At 68.6% G+C, this 16,236-nt stretch carries 14 protein-coding genes and 1 pseudogene; all 15 read right to left on the bottom strand.

Annotation, left to right across the window (positions count from 1 at the left end):
* Window positions 1–204: 204 nt before the first annotated feature.
* The 15 genes and pseudogenes from OEL49_RS02475 to OEL49_RS02405 all read right to left on the bottom strand — a co-directional run bounded on the left by OEL49_RS02475 (window position 205) and on the right by OEL49_RS02405 (window position 16,233).
* Window positions 205–1,464: a two-component system sensor histidine kinase NtrB gene (locus OEL49_RS02475; protein WP_287873925.1), complete on the bottom strand. Its 1,260-nt coding sequence runs from the start codon at window positions 1,462–1,464 to the stop codon at window positions 205–207.
* Window positions 1,465–1,479: 15 nt separating this feature from the next.
* On the bottom strand, window positions 1,480–1,998 hold the full coding sequence (locus tag OEL49_RS02470; RefSeq protein WP_287873923.1) for a chemotaxis protein CheW: 519 nt from the start codon (window positions 1,996–1,998) through the stop codon (window positions 1,480–1,482).
* 11 nt (window positions 1,999–2,009) lie between these two features.
* A complete protein-coding gene (locus tag OEL49_RS02465; RefSeq protein ID WP_287873922.1) occupies window positions 2,010–4,181 on the bottom strand; it encodes a HAMP domain-containing methyl-accepting chemotaxis protein in 2,172 nt (723 codons plus the stop codon).
* A 58-nt stretch (window positions 4,182–4,239) separates the two neighbouring features.
* Entirely contained in the window at window positions 4,240–6,459 is a 2,220-nt protein-coding gene (locus tag OEL49_RS02460; RefSeq protein ID WP_287873921.1) for a chemotaxis protein CheA, read from the bottom strand.
* A complete protein-coding gene (locus OEL49_RS02455) occupies window positions 6,456–6,770 on the bottom strand; it encodes an STAS domain-containing protein (RefSeq protein ID WP_287873919.1) in 315 nt (104 codons plus the stop codon). Before OEL49_RS02455 ends, OEL49_RS02460 begins: the two co-directional genes overlap by 4 nt.
* Before the next feature lie 10 nt (window positions 6,771–6,780).
* Window positions 6,781–7,149, bottom strand: a complete 369-nt coding sequence (locus tag OEL49_RS02450; RefSeq protein WP_014238480.1) for a response regulator — start codon at window positions 7,147–7,149, stop codon at window positions 6,781–6,783.
* Window positions 7,150–7,443: 294 nt separating this feature from the next.
* Window positions 7,444–7,743: pseudogene (locus OEL49_RS17375) on the bottom strand (methyl-accepting chemotaxis protein); the annotation flags it as partial.
* 557 nt (window positions 7,744–8,300) lie between these two features.
* Window positions 8,301–8,660: a response regulator gene (locus OEL49_RS02440; protein ID WP_130459035.1), complete on the bottom strand. Its 360-nt coding sequence runs from the start codon at window positions 8,658–8,660 to the stop codon at window positions 8,301–8,303.
* A 246-nt stretch (window positions 8,661–8,906) separates the two neighbouring features.
* Entirely contained in the window at window positions 8,907–9,536 is a 630-nt protein-coding gene (locus tag OEL49_RS02435) for a response regulator (RefSeq protein WP_287873916.1), read from the bottom strand.
* Window positions 9,533–10,702, bottom strand: a complete 1,170-nt coding sequence (locus tag OEL49_RS02430) for a response regulator (protein WP_287873915.1) — start codon at window positions 10,700–10,702, stop codon at window positions 9,533–9,535. Before OEL49_RS02430 ends, OEL49_RS02435 begins: the two co-directional genes overlap by 4 nt.
* Before the next feature lie 94 nt (window positions 10,703–10,796).
* The gene (locus tag OEL49_RS02425; RefSeq protein ID WP_287873914.1) at window positions 10,797–12,143 is read right to left on the bottom strand and encodes a sigma-54-dependent transcriptional regulator; all 1,347 of its coding nucleotides are present in this window, start codon (window positions 12,141–12,143) and stop codon (window positions 10,797–10,799) included.
* Complete coding sequence (locus OEL49_RS02420) at window positions 12,136–12,495, bottom strand: 5-carboxymethyl-2-hydroxymuconate Delta-isomerase (RefSeq protein WP_287873913.1); 360 nt, start codon at window positions 12,493–12,495, stop codon at window positions 12,136–12,138. The genes OEL49_RS02425 and OEL49_RS02420 overlap by 8 nt, the downstream gene beginning before the upstream one ends.
* Before the next feature lie 19 nt (window positions 12,496–12,514).
* Window positions 12,515–14,347, bottom strand: coding sequence for a sensor histidine kinase (locus OEL49_RS02415; RefSeq protein ID WP_287873912.1), 1,833 nt, complete (start codon window positions 14,345–14,347; stop codon window positions 12,515–12,517).
* A gap of 143 nt (window positions 14,348–14,490) precedes the next feature.
* Window positions 14,491–15,282, bottom strand: a complete 792-nt coding sequence (locus OEL49_RS02410) for an ABC transporter ATP-binding protein (RefSeq protein ID WP_205231443.1) — start codon at window positions 15,280–15,282, stop codon at window positions 14,491–14,493.
* Window positions 15,283–15,414: 132 nt separating this feature from the next.
* On the bottom strand, window positions 15,415–16,233 hold the full coding sequence (locus tag OEL49_RS02405) for an ABC transporter permease (RefSeq protein ID WP_014238471.1): 819 nt from the start codon (window positions 16,231–16,233) through the stop codon (window positions 15,415–15,417).
* Between the last annotated feature and the right edge of the window lie 3 nt (window positions 16,234–16,236).

Below are 16,236 nucleotides of genomic sequence, written 5' to 3'. Positions count from 1 at the left end.
TGCCATGATGAAGGCAATCCAGGGAAGTCCGGCGACCCGCCGTCTGAGCGGTTGAGAAGCGGGCAGACGGCAGTTGGAAAACAATAGTCTGTCGCCGGATTATTGCAATATGACTTTGGTATGTTTTGGCGTTGGCTTGCTCTCATCCCCGCTGATTACGAGGCGATTCGCTTGCATTCAAGTTGCACCAACGGCCTGGGTTGATCATTCGGCTGCCTTCGCCTGAGGAATGTTGTTTTGAAGTGGCAGGCATAGGGTGAAGCGGCTGCCCAGGCCCGGGCTGCTTTCCACCTCGATGTTGCCGCCGTGGAGACGGGCGACGGTGTCGGCGACGGAGAGTCCCATGCCTTCGCCGGAACCCACCGGCCGGGTGGTGAAGAAGGGATTGAAGATGCTTTCCAGATGCTGCGGCGCGATGCCGCAGCCGTTGTCCTCCACCGTCAGGCAGATCTGGCGGCCGTCGGGGCAGCTGCCGTGCAGGCGCACCATGCCCTCGGCCGGGATGGCCAGCAGGGCATTGTCGATGAGGTTTTCCAGGGCCTGCTGCAGCCGTTCCGGCAGGCAGTGCAGCGGCGGCAGGGCGTCGTAGCGCTGTTCCAGGCGGAAGTTGTGGCGCTTCTGGCAGGCCCGTTCCGCCGCAGTGCGGCAGATGGCTTCCAGGTCGGCCTGGCGCCATTCGCCGCTGGCGCAGGTGCTGGAGAACTCCAGGAGATGGCGTACCACCGTGCTCACCCGGGAAATGCCCTGACGGGTTTCGGCCAGCACCTGGGGGGCGTCCTGGCGCAGGAAGTCCAGGTCGATGCGCTCCCGGCCGGGCGGTTGCTGGCCGGCGGCGGCGCTCTCGTAGGCGTCCACCAGGGTCAGCAGGTCCTCCAGGTGCCGGGCCATGGCGCCCAGGTTGCTCTGGATGTAGCCGAGGGGCGTGTTGATCTCGTGGGCCACGCCGGCGGCCAGCTGGCCGATGGCGGCCAGCTTTTCGGCATGGAGGAGTTGGTCGTGGGTCTGGGTCAGGCGGCGATTGGTCTGTTCCAGGGAGGTCAGGGTGTCCTGCAGGGCCCGTTCGGCCCGTTCCCGCTCGCTGATGTCGTTGAACATGAGGACGGCGCCGACCGTCTGGTCCTCCTCCAGGATCAGGGCCTGGTTGCACTCGACGACAATGCTGGAACCGCCCCGCTGCAGGAACACCTGGCGGCGGTGCTGGAACTCCGCCTCCCCCGCCAGGGGATTGGGTTTGTCCCCATAGAGTACGGCGGCCACCGGCCGGGTCAGCATGTCCTCCACCGGCCAGCCCAGCAGGCGTGAGGCAGCCGGGTTGGCGAAGGTGATGCAGCCGTTGGTATCCAGGCTGAAGATGCCTTCACTGGCTGAGTGCAGGATCAGTTCGTAGGTACGGCTCCAGCGGGCGAAGGCGGCCAGCACCTGTTGCTGCTGCGAATCCTCGGCGGGGTTGTGGTCCGGTTCCATGGGGTTCCTCCCTGCTCAGGCCGCGGCGCATTCGCTGTCCTGGACCAGCGCGTGAAAATCGTCCTCGGCCAGCACGTGGTTGAGATCCAGGACCAGGATGAAGCCCTTGTCCATCTTGGCCATGCCCCGGATGAAGTCGGTGCGCAGGTGGGTGCCGAAGGCCGGCGGCGGCTCGATCTGGGTGTCCGGGATGTCCAGGACCTCGTTCACCGCATCCACCATAATGCCCACCACCTGGGTTTCCTCGGCGGCGGGGGTCTCGACGATGACGATGCAGGTGCGCCGTCCGACCACGGTTGGGGCATGGCCGAAGCGGCGGCGCAGGTCGATCACCGGGACCACGGCGCCGCGGAGGTTGATCACGCCGCGGACCGAGTCGGGCATCATCGGCACCACCGTCAGGTGGCCGTACTCGATGATTTCCCGGACGTTGAGGATGCCCACGGCGAACAGTTCGTTGCCCAGCTGGAAGGTGAGGCACTGGGTGCGGGCCTCCGTCTCCCTCTCGGGAGCGGCGGTGACTGGTGCGTTCATGGCCATTCTCCTTAGAACTGGACGAAGTCGCCGCCAGCTTCCACTTCGGCAGAAGCGCTTTCCCAGCTTTCCTGCCGGGATGCCTGGCGCGGTGCCTGGCCGGGCTTCTTGGTGCCACGTACCTGCACGTTGCGCTGGGTGGTGCCGTGACCGGTATTGAAGAAGCCCATCAGCTGCTGCAACTGCTCGGCCTGGCCGGTCATCTCCTCGGCTGTCGCCGCCAGTTCCTCGGAGGAAGCCGCATTCTGCTGGGTGGTCTGGGTCAGCTGGGACATGGCGCTGTTGATCTGGCCGACGCCCAGGGCCTGTTCCTTGGAGGCCGCGGTGATTTCCTGCACCAGGTCGGAGGTCTTCTTGATGGAGGGGACGATCTCGTCCAGCAGCTTGCCGGCGTGTTCCGCCAGGGAGACGCTGTTGCCTGCCACCTGGCCGATTTCCTGAGCCGCCACCTGGCTGCGTTCGGCCAGCTTGCGCACTTCGGCGGCGACCACGGCGAAGCCCTTGCCGTGGTCCCCGGCCCGGGCCGCCTCGATGGCGGCGTTGAGGGCCAGCAGGTTGGTCTGGTAGGCGATGTCGTCGATGATGCCGATCTTGGCGGCGATGGACTTCATGGCGGCCACGGTATCGGTGACGGCCTTGCCGCCGTCCACCGCCTGGGTGGAGGCCTTGCTGGCGATGCCGTCGGTGACGCTGGCGTTCTCCGTGTTCTGGTTGATGGAGCTGCTCATCTGCTCCATGGAGGCGCTGGTCTCCTCGACGCTGGAGGACTGCTGGGCGGCGGCGGAAGAGAGGGCCTGGGAGGTGCCGGAGATCTGCTCGCTGGCGTTGCTGAGGGCGTCGGCGGCGGTACGCACTTCGGCGACCACGGTGCTGAGGCGGCCCACCATGCTATTGACGCAGTCCTTCAGGTCCTGCAGCTTGCCGTGGTAGTTGCCATTGATGCTCTGGGTCAGGTCGCCCTGCTCCACCGACTGCAGTACCCGCATGGCTTCGTTGAGCGGGGTGACGATGGCATCCAGGGTGTCGTTGATGCCGAGCACGATGCGGCGGAAGTCGCCGGTGTGGCGTTCAGCATTGGCGCGGGTTTCCAGGCGGCCCTGGAGGGCGGCGGTGGCCAGGGTGGAGGTGTCCTCGATGAGGGCCTTGAGGTTGGCGCGGACCTGCTCGATGACGTGGTTGATGAAGACTTTCTTGCCCGGGAGCTGTTCCATGGGGGCCTCGAAGTTGCCCTTGCCGAACTCGGCGACGCAGGCCATGGCCTTCTTCTTCACGGCGATGTGCCCGCCCACCATGTTGTTCACCCCTTCCGCCACGGTGCGGAAGCCGCCCTGGTACTTCTCCACGGGCACGATGACGTCGATGTCGCCCAGGTCGTGTTCCCGGCTCATGTGGTTCATGTCGTCGATGAGGCTGCGCACGGCGGTCTGCATGCGCACCACGTTGGCCAGCAGCGCATCCTTGTCCACTCCTTCCAGGGGGATGTCCTGGGACAGGTCGCCCTGGGCCACCCGATCGACGCAGGCGGCCACCATGGCGGGGTCGGCACCGAGCTGGCGGGAGACGGAGCGCATGATGAGGATGCCCAGACCCACCACCAGCACCAGGGTGATGCCGCTGAGGACGGCGGACTGCCATTCGGCAGCGCTACTCAGGCTTTCCGCCTCCTTGGCGGACTGGGTGCCCAGGTCCAGGTTGTACTGCAGGTGGGCGAGGAAAGCGTCGTTGATGCGGTTGAAGGCGGCCTGGTTGGCCAGCAGGTAGTCCCGGGCCTGGGCCATGCGGTTCTCCCGGGAGAGGGCCATGGTCTGGTCCCGCACCTGGCGGTAGGCTTCCAGGGCGTCCCGGTCGTCGCGCAGCAGCTGCCGGTCCTTCTCGTCCGAGACCAGGCTTTCATAGCGTTTCAGTGAGTCTTCCAGTTTGGCCATGTTGGTGTTGATACGGCCTTCGATCTCGGCCATGCGTCCCTTGTCCTCCAGGGTGATGTGCTGCCACACCTGGGCCCGAATGCTGGCCAGGGGCACGTAGGCTTCCTGCAGCACCCGCACCGAGGGCAGGGAATTGACGTTGGAATAGTTGGTGATGGTGAACACCCGCTCGATCTGGTAGGCCGAGAGTCCGGCGAGGACGATCAGGCCGAGGGCGGCGCTGCTGATCAGCAGGATGAGGCGTTGTTTGAGGGTCATTGCATGCTCCTTCGGGCGAAGAAATCGGTCTGTGGATGTGGCGTCGTGGGGGCTGAATCTAGGCAGGCTGTTCGCTGCCGATGGCTTGGCCGGCGTTGCTTTCGCCCAACAAGCGGGCTTCCCGGCCGCTGGCGTCGTGCACCAGGGTGGGTACGTCGAGAATGAGGGCCACCTCGCCGGTGCCGAGGATGGTGGAACCGGAGAAGCCGCGCAGGTGGCGGAAGATCTGGCCGAGGGGCTTGATCACGGTCTGGAACTCGCCCAGCAGGCGGTCCACCACCAGGCCGGCCCGGCGGTTGCCGTACTGCACGATGACCACGTTCTCCCGCTGGCTGCTTTCCCCTTCCAGGTTGAGCAGGTTGCGCAGGCGCAGGCAGGGCAGGGCCTCGCCGCGCAGGTCCAGGTAGTGGCTGCTCTGTCCCCGGCTCTGCAGGCGCTCCCCGTCGGGCAGTTCCATGCATTCCTGCACCAGGTCCAGGGGCAGGACGAAGGCGCTGTCCGCCACCTGGATGAGGAAGCCGTCGATGATGGCCAGGGTCAGGGGCAGGCGGATGCGCATGGTGGTGCCCACGCCCTCCTGGCTCTCGATGTCGATGCTGCCGCGCAGGGCGCTGATGTTGCGGCGGACCACGTCCATGCCGACGCCGCGGCCGGAGAGGTTGGTGACCTGCTCGGCGGTGGAAAAGCCGGGCTCGAAAATGAGGTTGAAGACGTCCCGGTCGGTGAGGCTCTGGCCCGGCGCCACCAGGCCCCGGTCCATGGCCTTGGCCAGGATCTTGTCCCGCTTCAGGCCGCCGCCGTCGTCGGCCACCTCGATGACGATGCTGCCGGACTCGTGGTAGGCGTGGAGGCTGAGGCGGCCCTGGGCCGGCTTGCCCCGGGCCAGGCGCTCTTCGATGGATTCGATGCCGTGGTCCATGGAGTTGCGCACCAGATGCATGAGGGGGTCGCCGATCTTTTCCACCACGGTCTTGTCCAGCTCGGTCTCGGCGCCGGTGATGACCAGCTCGATGTCCTTGCCCAGTTCCCGGGAAACGTCCCGCACCACCCGGGGGAAGCGGTTGAAGGATTCGCCGATCTCCACCATGCGCAGGGACAGGGCCCGGTCCCGGATCTCCTCCACGTGGCGTCCCACCTGGGCCATGGCCTCGATCAGGGCGGTGTCGCCGCTACGCTGGGAGAGCAGGGTGGCGGAAGCGCCGGCAATGACCAGTTCCCCCACCTGGTTGATCAGGTCCTCCAGCTTTTCCGCATCGACGCGGATGAAGCGGGTGGCGGCGGAGCGGTTCTCCCGCCCTTTCGCCTGCTTTTCCAGGGCGGCCTGGACCACGGGGGCGGGAATGCCGTCTTCCTGGATCAGCATCTCCCCCAGGGCCGGCGGGGCGGCCTGGCGCTGCCTCTCCAGGGCCCGCTCCAGCTCGGCCTGGCTGAGGGCGCCGCTGGCCACCAGGATCTCGCCCAGGCGCTCCAGCCCTTCCGGCGCCTCGGCGATGAGCTTGAGGTAGTCGTCGATGGAACTGCGGGGCGGCAGGAGGGTGATGCGGCAATCGTCCCGGACGAAGTCGAAGGTGCTGTCGATGGCTTCCCGGCTGGCCTCGCTGCGGAAATCCAGCTCGAAGCCCAGGTAGCAGCTTTCCGCGTCCATGGCTTCCGGCGCCGGCATCTGCTGCCACAGGGTGGTGATGTGAGCGATTTCCCCCAGGGTGCCGAGATAGCGCAGGAAGGAGGCCGGGTCCATGCCGTTCTTCAGGACTTCGGGGCCGAAGCGCAGGGAGATGTGCCAGGCATCGTTATGCACCGGGTCCGCCACCTCGCCGGCGGCCGGCACTGCGCTCGGCGGGGCCTGCCGGGGGCTCTCGGCCTGGGAGGCAGAAGGGGCGCCGCTGTCGGCGATGCATGCCTGGAGACGAGCCAGCAGAGCGGGTCTCCGGGCCTCCTGGGTTGCAGCGTCGGCCACCTCCTCGCCGGCGATCTGGTTGATGAGAAAGCCCAGGTAGTCGCTGCTTTCCAGCAGCAGGGCGATGAGGTCCCCGTTCACCGCCACGCTGCCGTCCCGTACCCGGTCGAGCAGGGTTTCGGCAACGTGGGCGAAGGCCACCAGCTGGTCCAGGCTGAACAGTCCGGCCGAACCCTTGATGGTGTGGATGGCGCGGAAGGTGGCGGAAATGGCCTCCCCGTCCCGCGGGTCCCGTTCCAGGGCCAGCAGGGAATCCTCCATGCCCAGCAGCAGTTCCCGGGCTTCGGCAACGAAGGTCTGCAGCACTTCATCCATGCTCATGACAGCTGCTCCCCGTTGGTGTCGAGACCGAAGGTCTGGTGCAGGTCGTATAGCTCGAACATGGTGTTGACGGCCGGGTGCAGGGCCACCAGGCGCAGGCTGCGCTGCTGCATCTGGGCCTGGCGCAGGACCAGCAGCAGGAGCTGGACGCCGACGCTGTCGATCTCATTGACCTGGCTCAGGTCGATCTCCACCCGGGGGCCGGCACACAGGGCCAGCAGCTCGTCCTTGATGCCGGCGTCGTAGATGGTGAATTCGCCCTGCAGGGCAAGGTGCATGACGCCGTCGGCGGAATGGGTCTTCATCTCCATGGCGCGCTCCTCAGGGCATGACCAGCTTGGTCACGGCGGTGAGCATCTGGGCCGGCTGGAAGGGCTTCACCACCCAGGCCTTGGCGCCCGCCGCCTGACCCCGTTGTTTCATGCTGTCGCCGGCTTCGGTGGTGAGCATGATGACCGGGGTGAAGCGGTGTTCCGGCAGCTTCTTCAGCTCGGTGACGAAGGTGATGCCGTCCATCACCGGCATGTTCACGTCGCTGATGATGAGGTGCACCTTCTGGCCCTTGAGCTTGTTCAGGCCGTCCTGGCCGTCGCAGGCTTCCAGGGTTTCGTAGCCGGCCCCCTTGAGGGCAATGCTGACGACCTGGCGCAGGGAGGCGGAGTCGTCGACGATGAGAATTGTCTTTGCCATGGGGCGGTCCTAAAAGAAGGTGATGTCGGAGTCGGCCGGTGCCTGGCTGCTCTTGCCGCCATGCACGGCGTGCTGCTCGGCCGTGGTGTAGGTGCTGGCCAGGTTGTCCAGCCAATCCTGGGCGTCCAGGTGTTCCGGCCCGGTGGCCAGGTGCCGCTCCAGCCTTTCCATGTCCTGGCGGACGTGGCCCAGCATCTGGCCGATGCGGTCCTGGAACTGGAGGGAGACCAGGGATTCGGCCACTTCCTGCTGGATGCCCTGGTGCTGCCGGCGCAGGGTGTTGGCGGTGTCCGCCAGGTCGCCGGTGACGCGCTGGAAGCCTTCGAGGATTCCCGCCACCGAGTGCTGGGCCTGGCCCAGGGCCTGCTCGTCCGCCAGGGCGCCCTGGTCCGCCGCCTGCAGGGCGCCGTGGATGGCCTCGTTGACCAGTTGCACCTTGTCGGCGATGCGCCGGCCGGTGCCGGCCGATTCGTTGGAAAGCTCCCGCACCGCGTCGGCGACCACGGCGAAGCCGCGCCCCGCATCCCCGGCCCGGGCCGCCTCGATGGCAGCGTTGAGGGCCAGCAGGTTGGTCTGGCCGGCGATGCGGCCGACCCCCTGGGCCATGGCATCCAGTTCGTCGGTGAAGGCGGCGAGGCGGCCGATCTCTTCCAGCATGCGGCGCTTGTTGGCCAGCAGCCCGGCCAGGGTGGCGAGCAGGGCGTCCAGTTCCCGGCGGCTGTGCTCCAGGGTCTGCAGCAGATTGCCGCCCACCGAGGCGTCGGAGGCCCGGGCGCTGGCCTCCAGGCCGTCCACGATGCCGGCGAAGCGGGAGGAGAGGGCGGCGATGGCCGTTTCCGTCTGCTCGCCGACCAGGGTCAGCTGCTTGCGCCAGATGGGCAGGATGTGGCCCTCGATGCTGTGTACCTGGGCGGTCAATCCCGCCTGGCGTTGGCGTTCCTCCGCCTCGCCCCGGGCGCCGGCCGCCAGGGCTGCGGCCAGCCGTTCCTGCAGCAGGCGGCTGTGCTGCCGGACGTACCAGGCGCCGGCTGCCCCGGCGAGCGCCAGCAGCAGGGCGCCGCCGATGCCGCCGGCCGTGCTGCCGCCCTGGCCCAGGGACCAGGCGGCGCCGGCCAGTCCCAGGCCGAGCGGGGTCCAGGTGGTGGGGGCGCTCATTGCCGGGCCTCCGCCAGGTGGCGCACCGTACTGGCCAGGGGTTCGAAGTCGGAGGACTTGTCGAAAAAGAAATCGGCGCCGGCCGCGGCGCAGCGGCGGCGGAAGCCGGGATGGTTGGTGAAGATGGCGACGATGGTGGCCGGCGCTTCCAGCTTCACCTTGCCCAGCAGGGACATGCCGCTGCCGTCGGCCACCTCGATGTCCAGGATCAGCAGTTCGGGGCGGAACAGGCGGAAATGGCGCAGGCCGATGTCGATGCGATCGGTGACCACCGTTTCCACCCGGGGCAGGTCGGCGAATGCCAGGCGCAGCCGTTCGCTGACCAGCTTCGAGTCTTCGACGATGAGGATTTTCATGGCGCTTGTCCGTGGCGTGCTGCGATGGGTGTATTTCACGCCAGACGCCAAAGCGCCGCCGTCGGCAACGGCGGAATGTGACTTAGGGCAAGCCTGATTCGGGGGTCAGGTAAACCCTACAAGGGGAGTGCCCGCGGCAGCGGGCCGGCCATGCCGGGGATGGGAGGGGGAAATAGGGAGGAGGTGGGGAGGAAGCGGGGAGGAAGACGTAAAACGGGCAGCGCAACGACAGGGCGGAGGCGGGGCCTAGGGCCGGCCCAGGCCGTGGCGCAGGACGTAGCGCACCAGTTCGGCATTGTTGTCGATGCCGAGTTTCTGCATGAGCCGGGTCTTGTGGGTGCTGACGGTCTTGGCGCTGACGTGCAGCCGTTCGCCCACGGCGGCCAGGGCCAGGCCCTGGCTGAGCAGCTGCAGCACCTCGAATTCCCGGTCGGAGAGGGCCTCGTGGGGCGGCGCCTCTTCCGGGGCGCCGAAGACCATGGCGTCCACCAGGGCCGGGTCGATGAAACGGCCGCCCCTGGCCACCTTGCGGATGGCCGCCAGGAGAATGGCCGGGTCGCTGTCCTTGGTCACGTAGCCGCTGGCGCCGGCGCGCAGGGCCCGGGACACCAGCTGGCTCTCGTTGTGCATGCTGAGGACGACGACGGGGACCTCCGGCGCTTCCGTATGGGCTCGGCGGATCAGGTCCAGGCCGCTGATGCCGGGCATGGACATGTCCATCAGCAGCAGGTCGATGCCGCCCTGGCGCAGCCGGGTCAGGACCTCGCTGCCCTGGCTGGCCTCGCCGGCCACCTCCAGGTCGGCTTCCGTGGCCAGGAGCTGCTTGAGGCCGCTGCGTACGATGCTGTGGTCGTCGGCCAACAGGATGCGGATCATGGCAGTTCCTCCGCCAGGGGAATGGTGATGTGCAGGCGGGTACCCCGGCCCGGGGCACTGTCGATGCGCAGCTTGCCGCCCAGGGCTTCCAGGCGCTCGCCCATGCCCAGCAGGCCGAAGGAATGGCTGCTCACCTGATGCAGTTCGAAACCCTTCCCGTTGTCGGTGATCTCCAGGCGGATGTGCTCCGCCTCCAGGCTCAGGCCGATATCCACCTGGCTGGCCTCGGCATGGCGGGTGACGTTGGTGAGGGATTCCTGGACGATGCGGAAGAGAGTGGTGGCCCGGCTGTCGTCCAGGGGAATGTCGTCCCCGGCCAGCAGGTGGCAGGCGATGCCGGTGCGCTGGCGGAATTCTTCGGTGAGCCATTCCAGGGCCGGCAGGATGCCCAGGTTGAGCACCGCCGGACGCAGCTGGGAGGCCACCTGGCGCATCACCCGTACCGCCTCCTCCACCAGGTGCTGCATGGTGTCCAGGCGCTGGCCGATGGCCGGCGGGGCGTCGCCCAGCTCCCGTCGCAGCAGGGTCAGGTCCATTTTCAGGGCGGTCAGCAGGGAGCCCTGCTCGTCGTGGATCTCCCGGGCGATGCGCTTGCGCTCCTGCTCCATGGCGGCTTCGCCGTGGGCGGCCAGGTCCCGCAGCTGCTGCCGGGATTCGAGCAGTTCCTGGGCTATGCGGCGGCGTTCGGTGATCTCCTCGCTGAGGTGCCGGTTGGCCACTTCCAGTTCCGCCGTGCGCTCCTGCACCCGCAGTTCCAGGGTGCGGCGCAGGGCCCGCAGGGTCAGGTGGGTGGTGACCCGGGCCTGCACTTCCTCGCTCTTGATGGGCTTGCCGATGTAGTCCACGCCGCCGCTGGAAAAGGCCTGGATGCGATCCTCCACGGCGCTGGCGGCGCTGATGAAAATCACCGGGATGTCCCGGGTGGCCGGGTCGGCCTTGAGCTTGGCGCACAGCTCAAGGCCGCTCATGTCGGGCATGCGGATGTCCAGCAGCACCAGGTCCGGCTGCAGGCCGTCGAGGGCGGCCAGGGCCTGGGCCCCGTCGGCCACGGCGTGCACCGTGTGGCCGTAGCGCTGCAGCAGCTGGGTGAACAGATGGCGGTCCAGGGCGGAATCGTCCGCCAGCAGGATGGTGCCGGTGATGCCGTTGTCGAATCGCGCAGGCACGGGAGCCTCCCGGTTTGCGGCCCTGGGGGCCGCTTCTTGTGCCGCCCATTTTGACGGCATCGGACCGGGCCCGGCAAGGGGCTCGACGGCGGCTTCAGCGGCGGAAGGTGTCGGCGGCGATCTGCAGGCGGGCCAGCTTGTCGTAGAGGGTCTTCTTCGGCAGCTGCAGGCGCTCGGCCGCCAGGGCCACATTGCCGTGGCAGGCCGCCAGGGCGGCCTCGATGAAGCCCTGTTCCGCCAGCTCCAGGCGCCGGGCCAGGGGCAGCTCGGCCCCCGGGGCGCTGCCCGCCGGGGATGCCGCCTGGGGCTGGTCCAGGCCCAGGCAGAAGCGCTCCGCCGCGTTCTTCAGCTCCCGCACGTTGCCCGGCCAGGGCTGGGCCTGCCAGCGGGCCAGTTCGGCCGGGCCCCAGGCCGGCACTTCCCGGCCGAAGCGCTTGGCCGCCTGCTGCAGGAAGTGGCCCATGAGCAGGGGAATGTCTTCCTGGCGCTGGCGCAGGGGCGGCAGGTCGATGCTGACCACGTTGAGCCGGTAGTAGAGGTCGGCGCGGAACTGGCCGGCCTCGGAGAGGGCCTTGAGGTCGGCCTTGGAGGCGGCCACCACCCGGCAATCCACCGCCACCGGGGCATTGCCGCCGAGGCGCTCGATGCTGCGCTCCTGCAGGGCCCGCAGCAGCTTGACCTGGAGGTTGAGGGGCATGGACTCGATTTCGTCGAGGAACAGGGTGCCGCCGTGGGCGTATTCGATCTTGCCGATGCGCCGCTTGCCGGCGCCGGTGAAGGCTCCCGCCTCGTGGCCGAACATCTCGCTCTCGAAGACGCTCTCGGGCAGGGCGGCGCAGTTGATGGCGACGAAGGGGCCGCGCCGGCCGGAGGCGCTGTGGATGGCCCGGGCCACCACTTCCTTGCCGCTGCCGGTCTCGCCGTTGATGAGGATATCCACGTCGGTGGGGGCCAGGGCCGCCACCAGGCGGCGCACCTCCTGCATGGCCGGAGTCTGGCCGATCACCGGCAGGCCGTCCTGGGTCGGCAGGGCTTCCTTGAGGCGCCGGTTTTCCAGCAGCAGGGCCCGCTTTTCCAGGGCCTGGCGGGTGACCCGCACCAGGTGTTCGGAGGTGAAGGGCTTTTCGATGAAGTCGTGGGCGCCGTCGCGCATGGCCTGCACCGCCATGGCCACGTCGCCGTGGCCGGTGACCAGGATCACCGGCAGCTCCCGGTCCAGCTGGCGCAGCTCCCCCAGCAGGGCGATGCCGTCCCTGCCCGGCAGGCGCACGTCGCTGACCACGGCCCCGGGCAGTTCGGCGGCCAGGGCCGCCAGGGCCCCCTCGGCATCGGCGAAGCTGCGCACCTCCAGGCTGGCCAGGGTCAGGGCCTGGGCGCTGCCCATGCGCACCGCCGGATCGTCCTCGACGAGAAAGACCGGCAGGGCGGCGGCCTCAGACACGGCGGCTCTCCTTGGCATAGCTGGCCCGGTCGATCTCGAACAGCTCCACGCACAGCTGCAGTTCGGTGCCCGGCGCCGCCTGCACCAGGGGCGAGAGGGCGGCCAGCAGGCTGTCCGCCAGCTGCTTCCTGGTCTCCATGCTGCGCCCCGGCATGAGGCTCAGCTTGGCATGGGCGAAGGCCCGGGGCGTGGCGGCGGTGCCGACGCAGAATACCTCCAGGGCCAGGGCCCGGCTCTTGATGTCGGCTTCCTCGAAGAGGCCGGAGTCGGCCAGGCAGCGGTTGAGGGGGGCGAGGCTGGCGGCCGGGTCCAGGGACAGGTTGGCGCTGTATTCCAGGGTCAGGTGGGGCATGGCGTGGTTCCGGGGCGGATCAGGCGGGGGTGGGGTTTGACTGGGTGCCGCTGGCGGCTTCCAGGATGATAGCGAATTCGGCGCCGCCTTCCGGCCGGTTGCTGCCCTCCAGGCGGCCGCCGAAGCCTTCGACGATGGCCAGGGAAATGGCCAGACCCAGGCCCAGGCCTTCGCCCACGGGCTTGGTGGTGTAGAAGGGTTCGAACAGGTGGGCCAGGACCTCCGGCGGCAGCCCCGGGCCCTCGTCGCGGATGGCGATGCGCACCTGGGAGTCCCGCCGTTCGGCCTGCAGGTGCAGGCGCGGCGCCGGCCGCTCCTGCATGGCGTCGAGGCCGTTGCGCAGCAGGTTTACCAGCACCTGCTCCAGGCGGGTGGTGTCGGCCAGCACCGCCAGTTCCGGGGCGATGGGAGCCACCTGGATGGCGGCCTGCAGCTCCCGCCGCCGCGGTTCCAGGATCAGCAGGGCGTTGTCCACGGCCCGGGCCACGGGGACCGGGCTCTTTTCCGCCGGGCCTTTGCGCGAGAAGGACTTGAGCTGGGTGACGATGCGCCCCAGGCGGGCGGTGAGCTGGCGGATCATGGCCAGGTTCTCCCGCACTTCCTCCAGGCGGCCCAGGTCCATGAGGGCCACGGCGTTGTCGGAGAAGGTCTGCAGGGCGGCCAGGGGCTGGTTCAGTTCGTGGCTCATGCCGGCGGACATCTGGCCCAGCACCGCCAGCTTGCCGGCCTGCACCGCCGTGTCCCGGGTCTGGTGCAGGATCGCCTCGGCCTGCTTGAGGGCTTCCACCTTGCGGGTCAGGTCGGCGGTGCGTTCGGCGATGGCCGCCTCCAGGGCGGCATGGGCCTGGTGCAGTTCGGCCCGGCGCTTGCGGCGCAGGTTCTGGTGGGCCGCCAGGGCCAGCACGAAGGCCAGGGCGAAGGCGGCGGTGAAACCGGCGCCGAGGGCGCTGCGGCGGGCCTCCGCCGGGTCGGTGAGGAGCACCACGCGCCAGCCCTGGTGGCCCACCGCCTGGCTTTCCATGAGCAGGTCCCGGGGGCGCCGGTCGGTCACCGCCAGGCGCACGCTGCCGTCTTCCAGGGCCCGGTCGCTGATGAGGGGTTCCAGGGGACTGTCGCCGTACTTGCGGCTGGCCGCCAGCCGTTCCCGGGCCAGGGGGGAGAGGGGGGCCAGGGTGCGGTAGCGCCACTCGGCCTTGGGGGCGAGGAAGATGACGCCCTCGTCGTCGGCCAGCAGCACGGTGTCGCCGCTCCTGGCCAGGGCGGATTCGAAGGGGGCCAGGTTCACCTTGATGGTGACCACGCCCTCGATGGGGCCGTGGCTGCCGTCCCGCACCGGGGCGGCGAGGAAGTAGCCCGGCTCGCCGGTGGTGGCGCCGACGCCGTAGAAACGGCCCAGGCTGCCCTTGATGGCTTCCCGGAAATAGGGACGGAAGGCGTAGTTGTGGCCGACGAAGCTGCCCGCCTTGTCCCAGTTGCTGGCGGCCAGGGTGTGGCCGCGGCGGTCGATGAGGTAGGCGGCGCTGATCTCGGCGCCGCTCTGGGCGGTCTTCAGATAGGCGTTGGCGGCCTTGGCCTGGGCGCTGCCGGCGGGCTGGGCCAGCAGTTCGTGCAGCTTGTGCTCCAGGGCCAGCAGGCCGGGCAGGGCCTCGTAGCGGGCCAGGGTGGCTTCCAGGGAAAGGGCGTAGAACTCCAGGCGGCGGGCGGCGTTTTGCCGTTCGCCATCGAGGAAGATGGTCAGGGCCACCCGGTAGGCGAGCCAGCCGAAGACCAGGCAGGCGGCGAGCAGGGCGGTGCCCAGCAGCAGCCGGCGGCGGCTGGAGGTGGGGGGGACGGGCAGGGGCGGCAGGGACACGGTGGGTGGGGGCGCGGTCAGGGTTGGGAGGCAGCCGCCTATGCTAATGCCCGGACCCGGCGGCGGCCAGCAGCAACGGGAGGAAGCGGGAAAGAGCGGGGGAAAAAACGGGGGACGGCAGCTTCCGCCCCCCGCGGCGGTGCCTAGTCCACCGCCGCCAGCTTCAGCTCGTCGGCAGCGTGGCGCTGCTGCTCCTCCATCACCAGGCGGCCCAGCTCCCGCTTCAGCTCGTTGAACTCGTGGCTGGAGGGGTCCCGGGGCCGGGGCATGGTGACGTACTGGTCCCGCTTGATGGTGCCGGGGCGGTAGGTCATGACCACGATGCGGTCCGCCAGGTAGATGGATTCCTCGATGGAGTGGGTGACGAAGAGGATGGTCTTGTTCAGCTTCTCCCAGATGCGCAGCAGCTCGTCCTGCAGGTTGCGCCGGGTGAGGGCGTCGAGGGCGCCGAAGGGCTCGTCCATGAGCATGATGGGCGAATCCAGGGCCAGCACCCGGGCGATGGCCACCCGCTGGCGCATGCCGCCGGAGAGGTCCTTGGGGAAGCGGTCGCGGAAGTCCTTCAGGTGCAGCAGGTCCAACAGCTGGTTCACCGTCAGGTCGATCTCGGCCTTCTCCTTCTTCTGGATCTGCAGGCCGAAGGCGATGTTCTGGGCCACGGTCATCCAGGGGAAGAGGGCGTATTCCTGGAACACCATGCCCCGGTCCGGGCCCGGGGTGAGGATCTTCTTGCCCTCGATGACGATCTCGCCGGCCGAGGGCGGCTGGAAGCCGGCCACGGCGTTGAGCAGGGTGGATTTGCCGCAGCCGGAGGGGCCCAGCAGACAGACGAATTCGCCCTGCTTGACGGTGAGGTTGATGTCCTTGAGGGCGGTGACGTCGCCGCCGGGGGTCTTGAAGACCTTTTGCACGTTGTTGATGAGGATGTCGCTCATGCTGCCTCCGCAGGGCCGCCCCAAGGAGGCAGCCGTCGTTGATCTGGATGTCCGGCGCCCGGGCGGGCGGCGGGCTGAACTGCCGTCACCCCCTGCCGTGGGCAGGGGGGCGGGGGGATGGTCCTGGCCAACTTAGTGCTCCAGGCCGCGGTGCCAGCGCAGCAGGTGGTTGTTGAGGCGGCTGACGGCGGTGTCGATGGCCAGACCCAGCAGGCCGATGGTGATCATGCCGGCGATGATCTTGTCCGACCACATGAACTCCCGGGCTTCCAGGATGCGGAAGCCGAGGCCGTCGTTCACCGCGATCATCTCGGAGACGATCACCACGATGAAGGCGGTGCCGATGCCGATGCGCACCCCGGCCAGGATGTAGGGGGTGGAGGCGGGCAGGATCACCCGGGTGAACATGGTCCAGTAATTGACCCCCAGGTTGCGGGCGGCCCGCAGGTAGATGCCGTCCACGTGGCGCACCCCGGCGATGGTGTTCATCAGCACCGGGAAGAAAGCGCCGATGGCGATGAGGAAGAAGGACGGCGGGTTGCCCAGGCCGAACCACAGGATCGCCAGCGGGATGTAGGCGATGGGGGGGATCGGCCGCAGGATCTGCACCAGAGGGTTGAACAGGTCGTAGATGCGGTTGTTGGCGCCCATCACCAGGCCCAGGGGCAGGGCCAGGCCGGCGCCGATGATGAAGCCGACGATGACCCGGTAGAGGCTGGAATAGGCGTCGTGCAGCAACTCGCCGGAAATGAGCCAGGTGAAGTAGCTGCCGCTGCCCGGGACGTAGTCCTGGGTCGGCAGCAGGTAGGCCCACCATTTCACCGCCACGGCGCTGGGGGAGGGCAGCAGCACCTCGGAGAAGAGGCCGGCCCGGGAGCCGGCCTCCCACAGGATCAGCACCAGCACCGGCACCAGGGCGCCGTGGGCGAAGGCTTGCAGTTTCTTCAGCATGGC

It is taken from the genome of Azospira sp. (assembly GCF_030247495.1).
Taxonomy (GTDB): domain Bacteria; phylum Pseudomonadota; class Gammaproteobacteria; order Burkholderiales; family Rhodocyclaceae; genus Azospira; species Azospira oryzae.
This window is presented reverse-complemented; position numbering and strand designations above follow the sequence as displayed.

Bases quoted from the DNA above. Each gene is read 5' to 3' on its own strand.
- OEL49_RS02475 (WP_287873925.1), bottom strand. From the start codon at position 1,464: ATGGAACCGGACCACAACCCCGCCGAGGATTCGCAGCAGCAACAGGTG.
- OEL49_RS02470 (WP_287873923.1), bottom strand. From the start codon at position 1,998: ATGAACGCACCAGTCACCGCCGCTCCCGAGAGGGAGACGGAGGCCCGC.
- OEL49_RS02465 (WP_287873922.1), bottom strand. From the start codon at position 4,181: ATGACCCTCAAACAACGCCTCATCCTGCTGATCAGCAGCGCCGCCCTC.
- OEL49_RS02460 (WP_287873921.1), bottom strand. From the start codon at position 6,459: ATGAGCATGGATGAAGTGCTGCAGACCTTCGTTGCCGAAGCCCGGGAA.
- OEL49_RS02455 (WP_287873919.1), bottom strand. From the start codon at position 6,770: ATGGAGATGAAGACCCATTCCGCCGACGGCGTCATGCACCTTGCCCTG.
- OEL49_RS02450 (WP_014238480.1), bottom strand. From the start codon at position 7,149: ATGGCAAAGACAATTCTCATCGTCGACGACTCCGCCTCCCTGCGCCAG.
- OEL49_RS02440 (WP_130459035.1), bottom strand. From the start codon at position 8,660: ATGAAAATCCTCATCGTCGAAGACTCGAAGCTGGTCAGCGAACGGCTG.
- OEL49_RS02435 (WP_287873916.1), bottom strand. From the start codon at position 9,536: ATGATCCGCATCCTGTTGGCCGACGACCACAGCATCGTACGCAGCGGC.
- OEL49_RS02420 (WP_287873913.1), bottom strand. From the start codon at position 12,495: ATGCCCCACCTGACCCTGGAATACAGCGCCAACCTGTCCCTGGACCCG.
- OEL49_RS02410 (WP_205231443.1), bottom strand. From the start codon at position 15,282: ATGAGCGACATCCTCATCAACAACGTGCAAAAGGTCTTCAAGACCCCC.
- OEL49_RS02405 (WP_014238471.1), bottom strand. From the start codon at position 16,233: ATGCTGAAGAAACTGCAAGCCTTCGCCCACGGCGCCCTGGTGCCGGTG.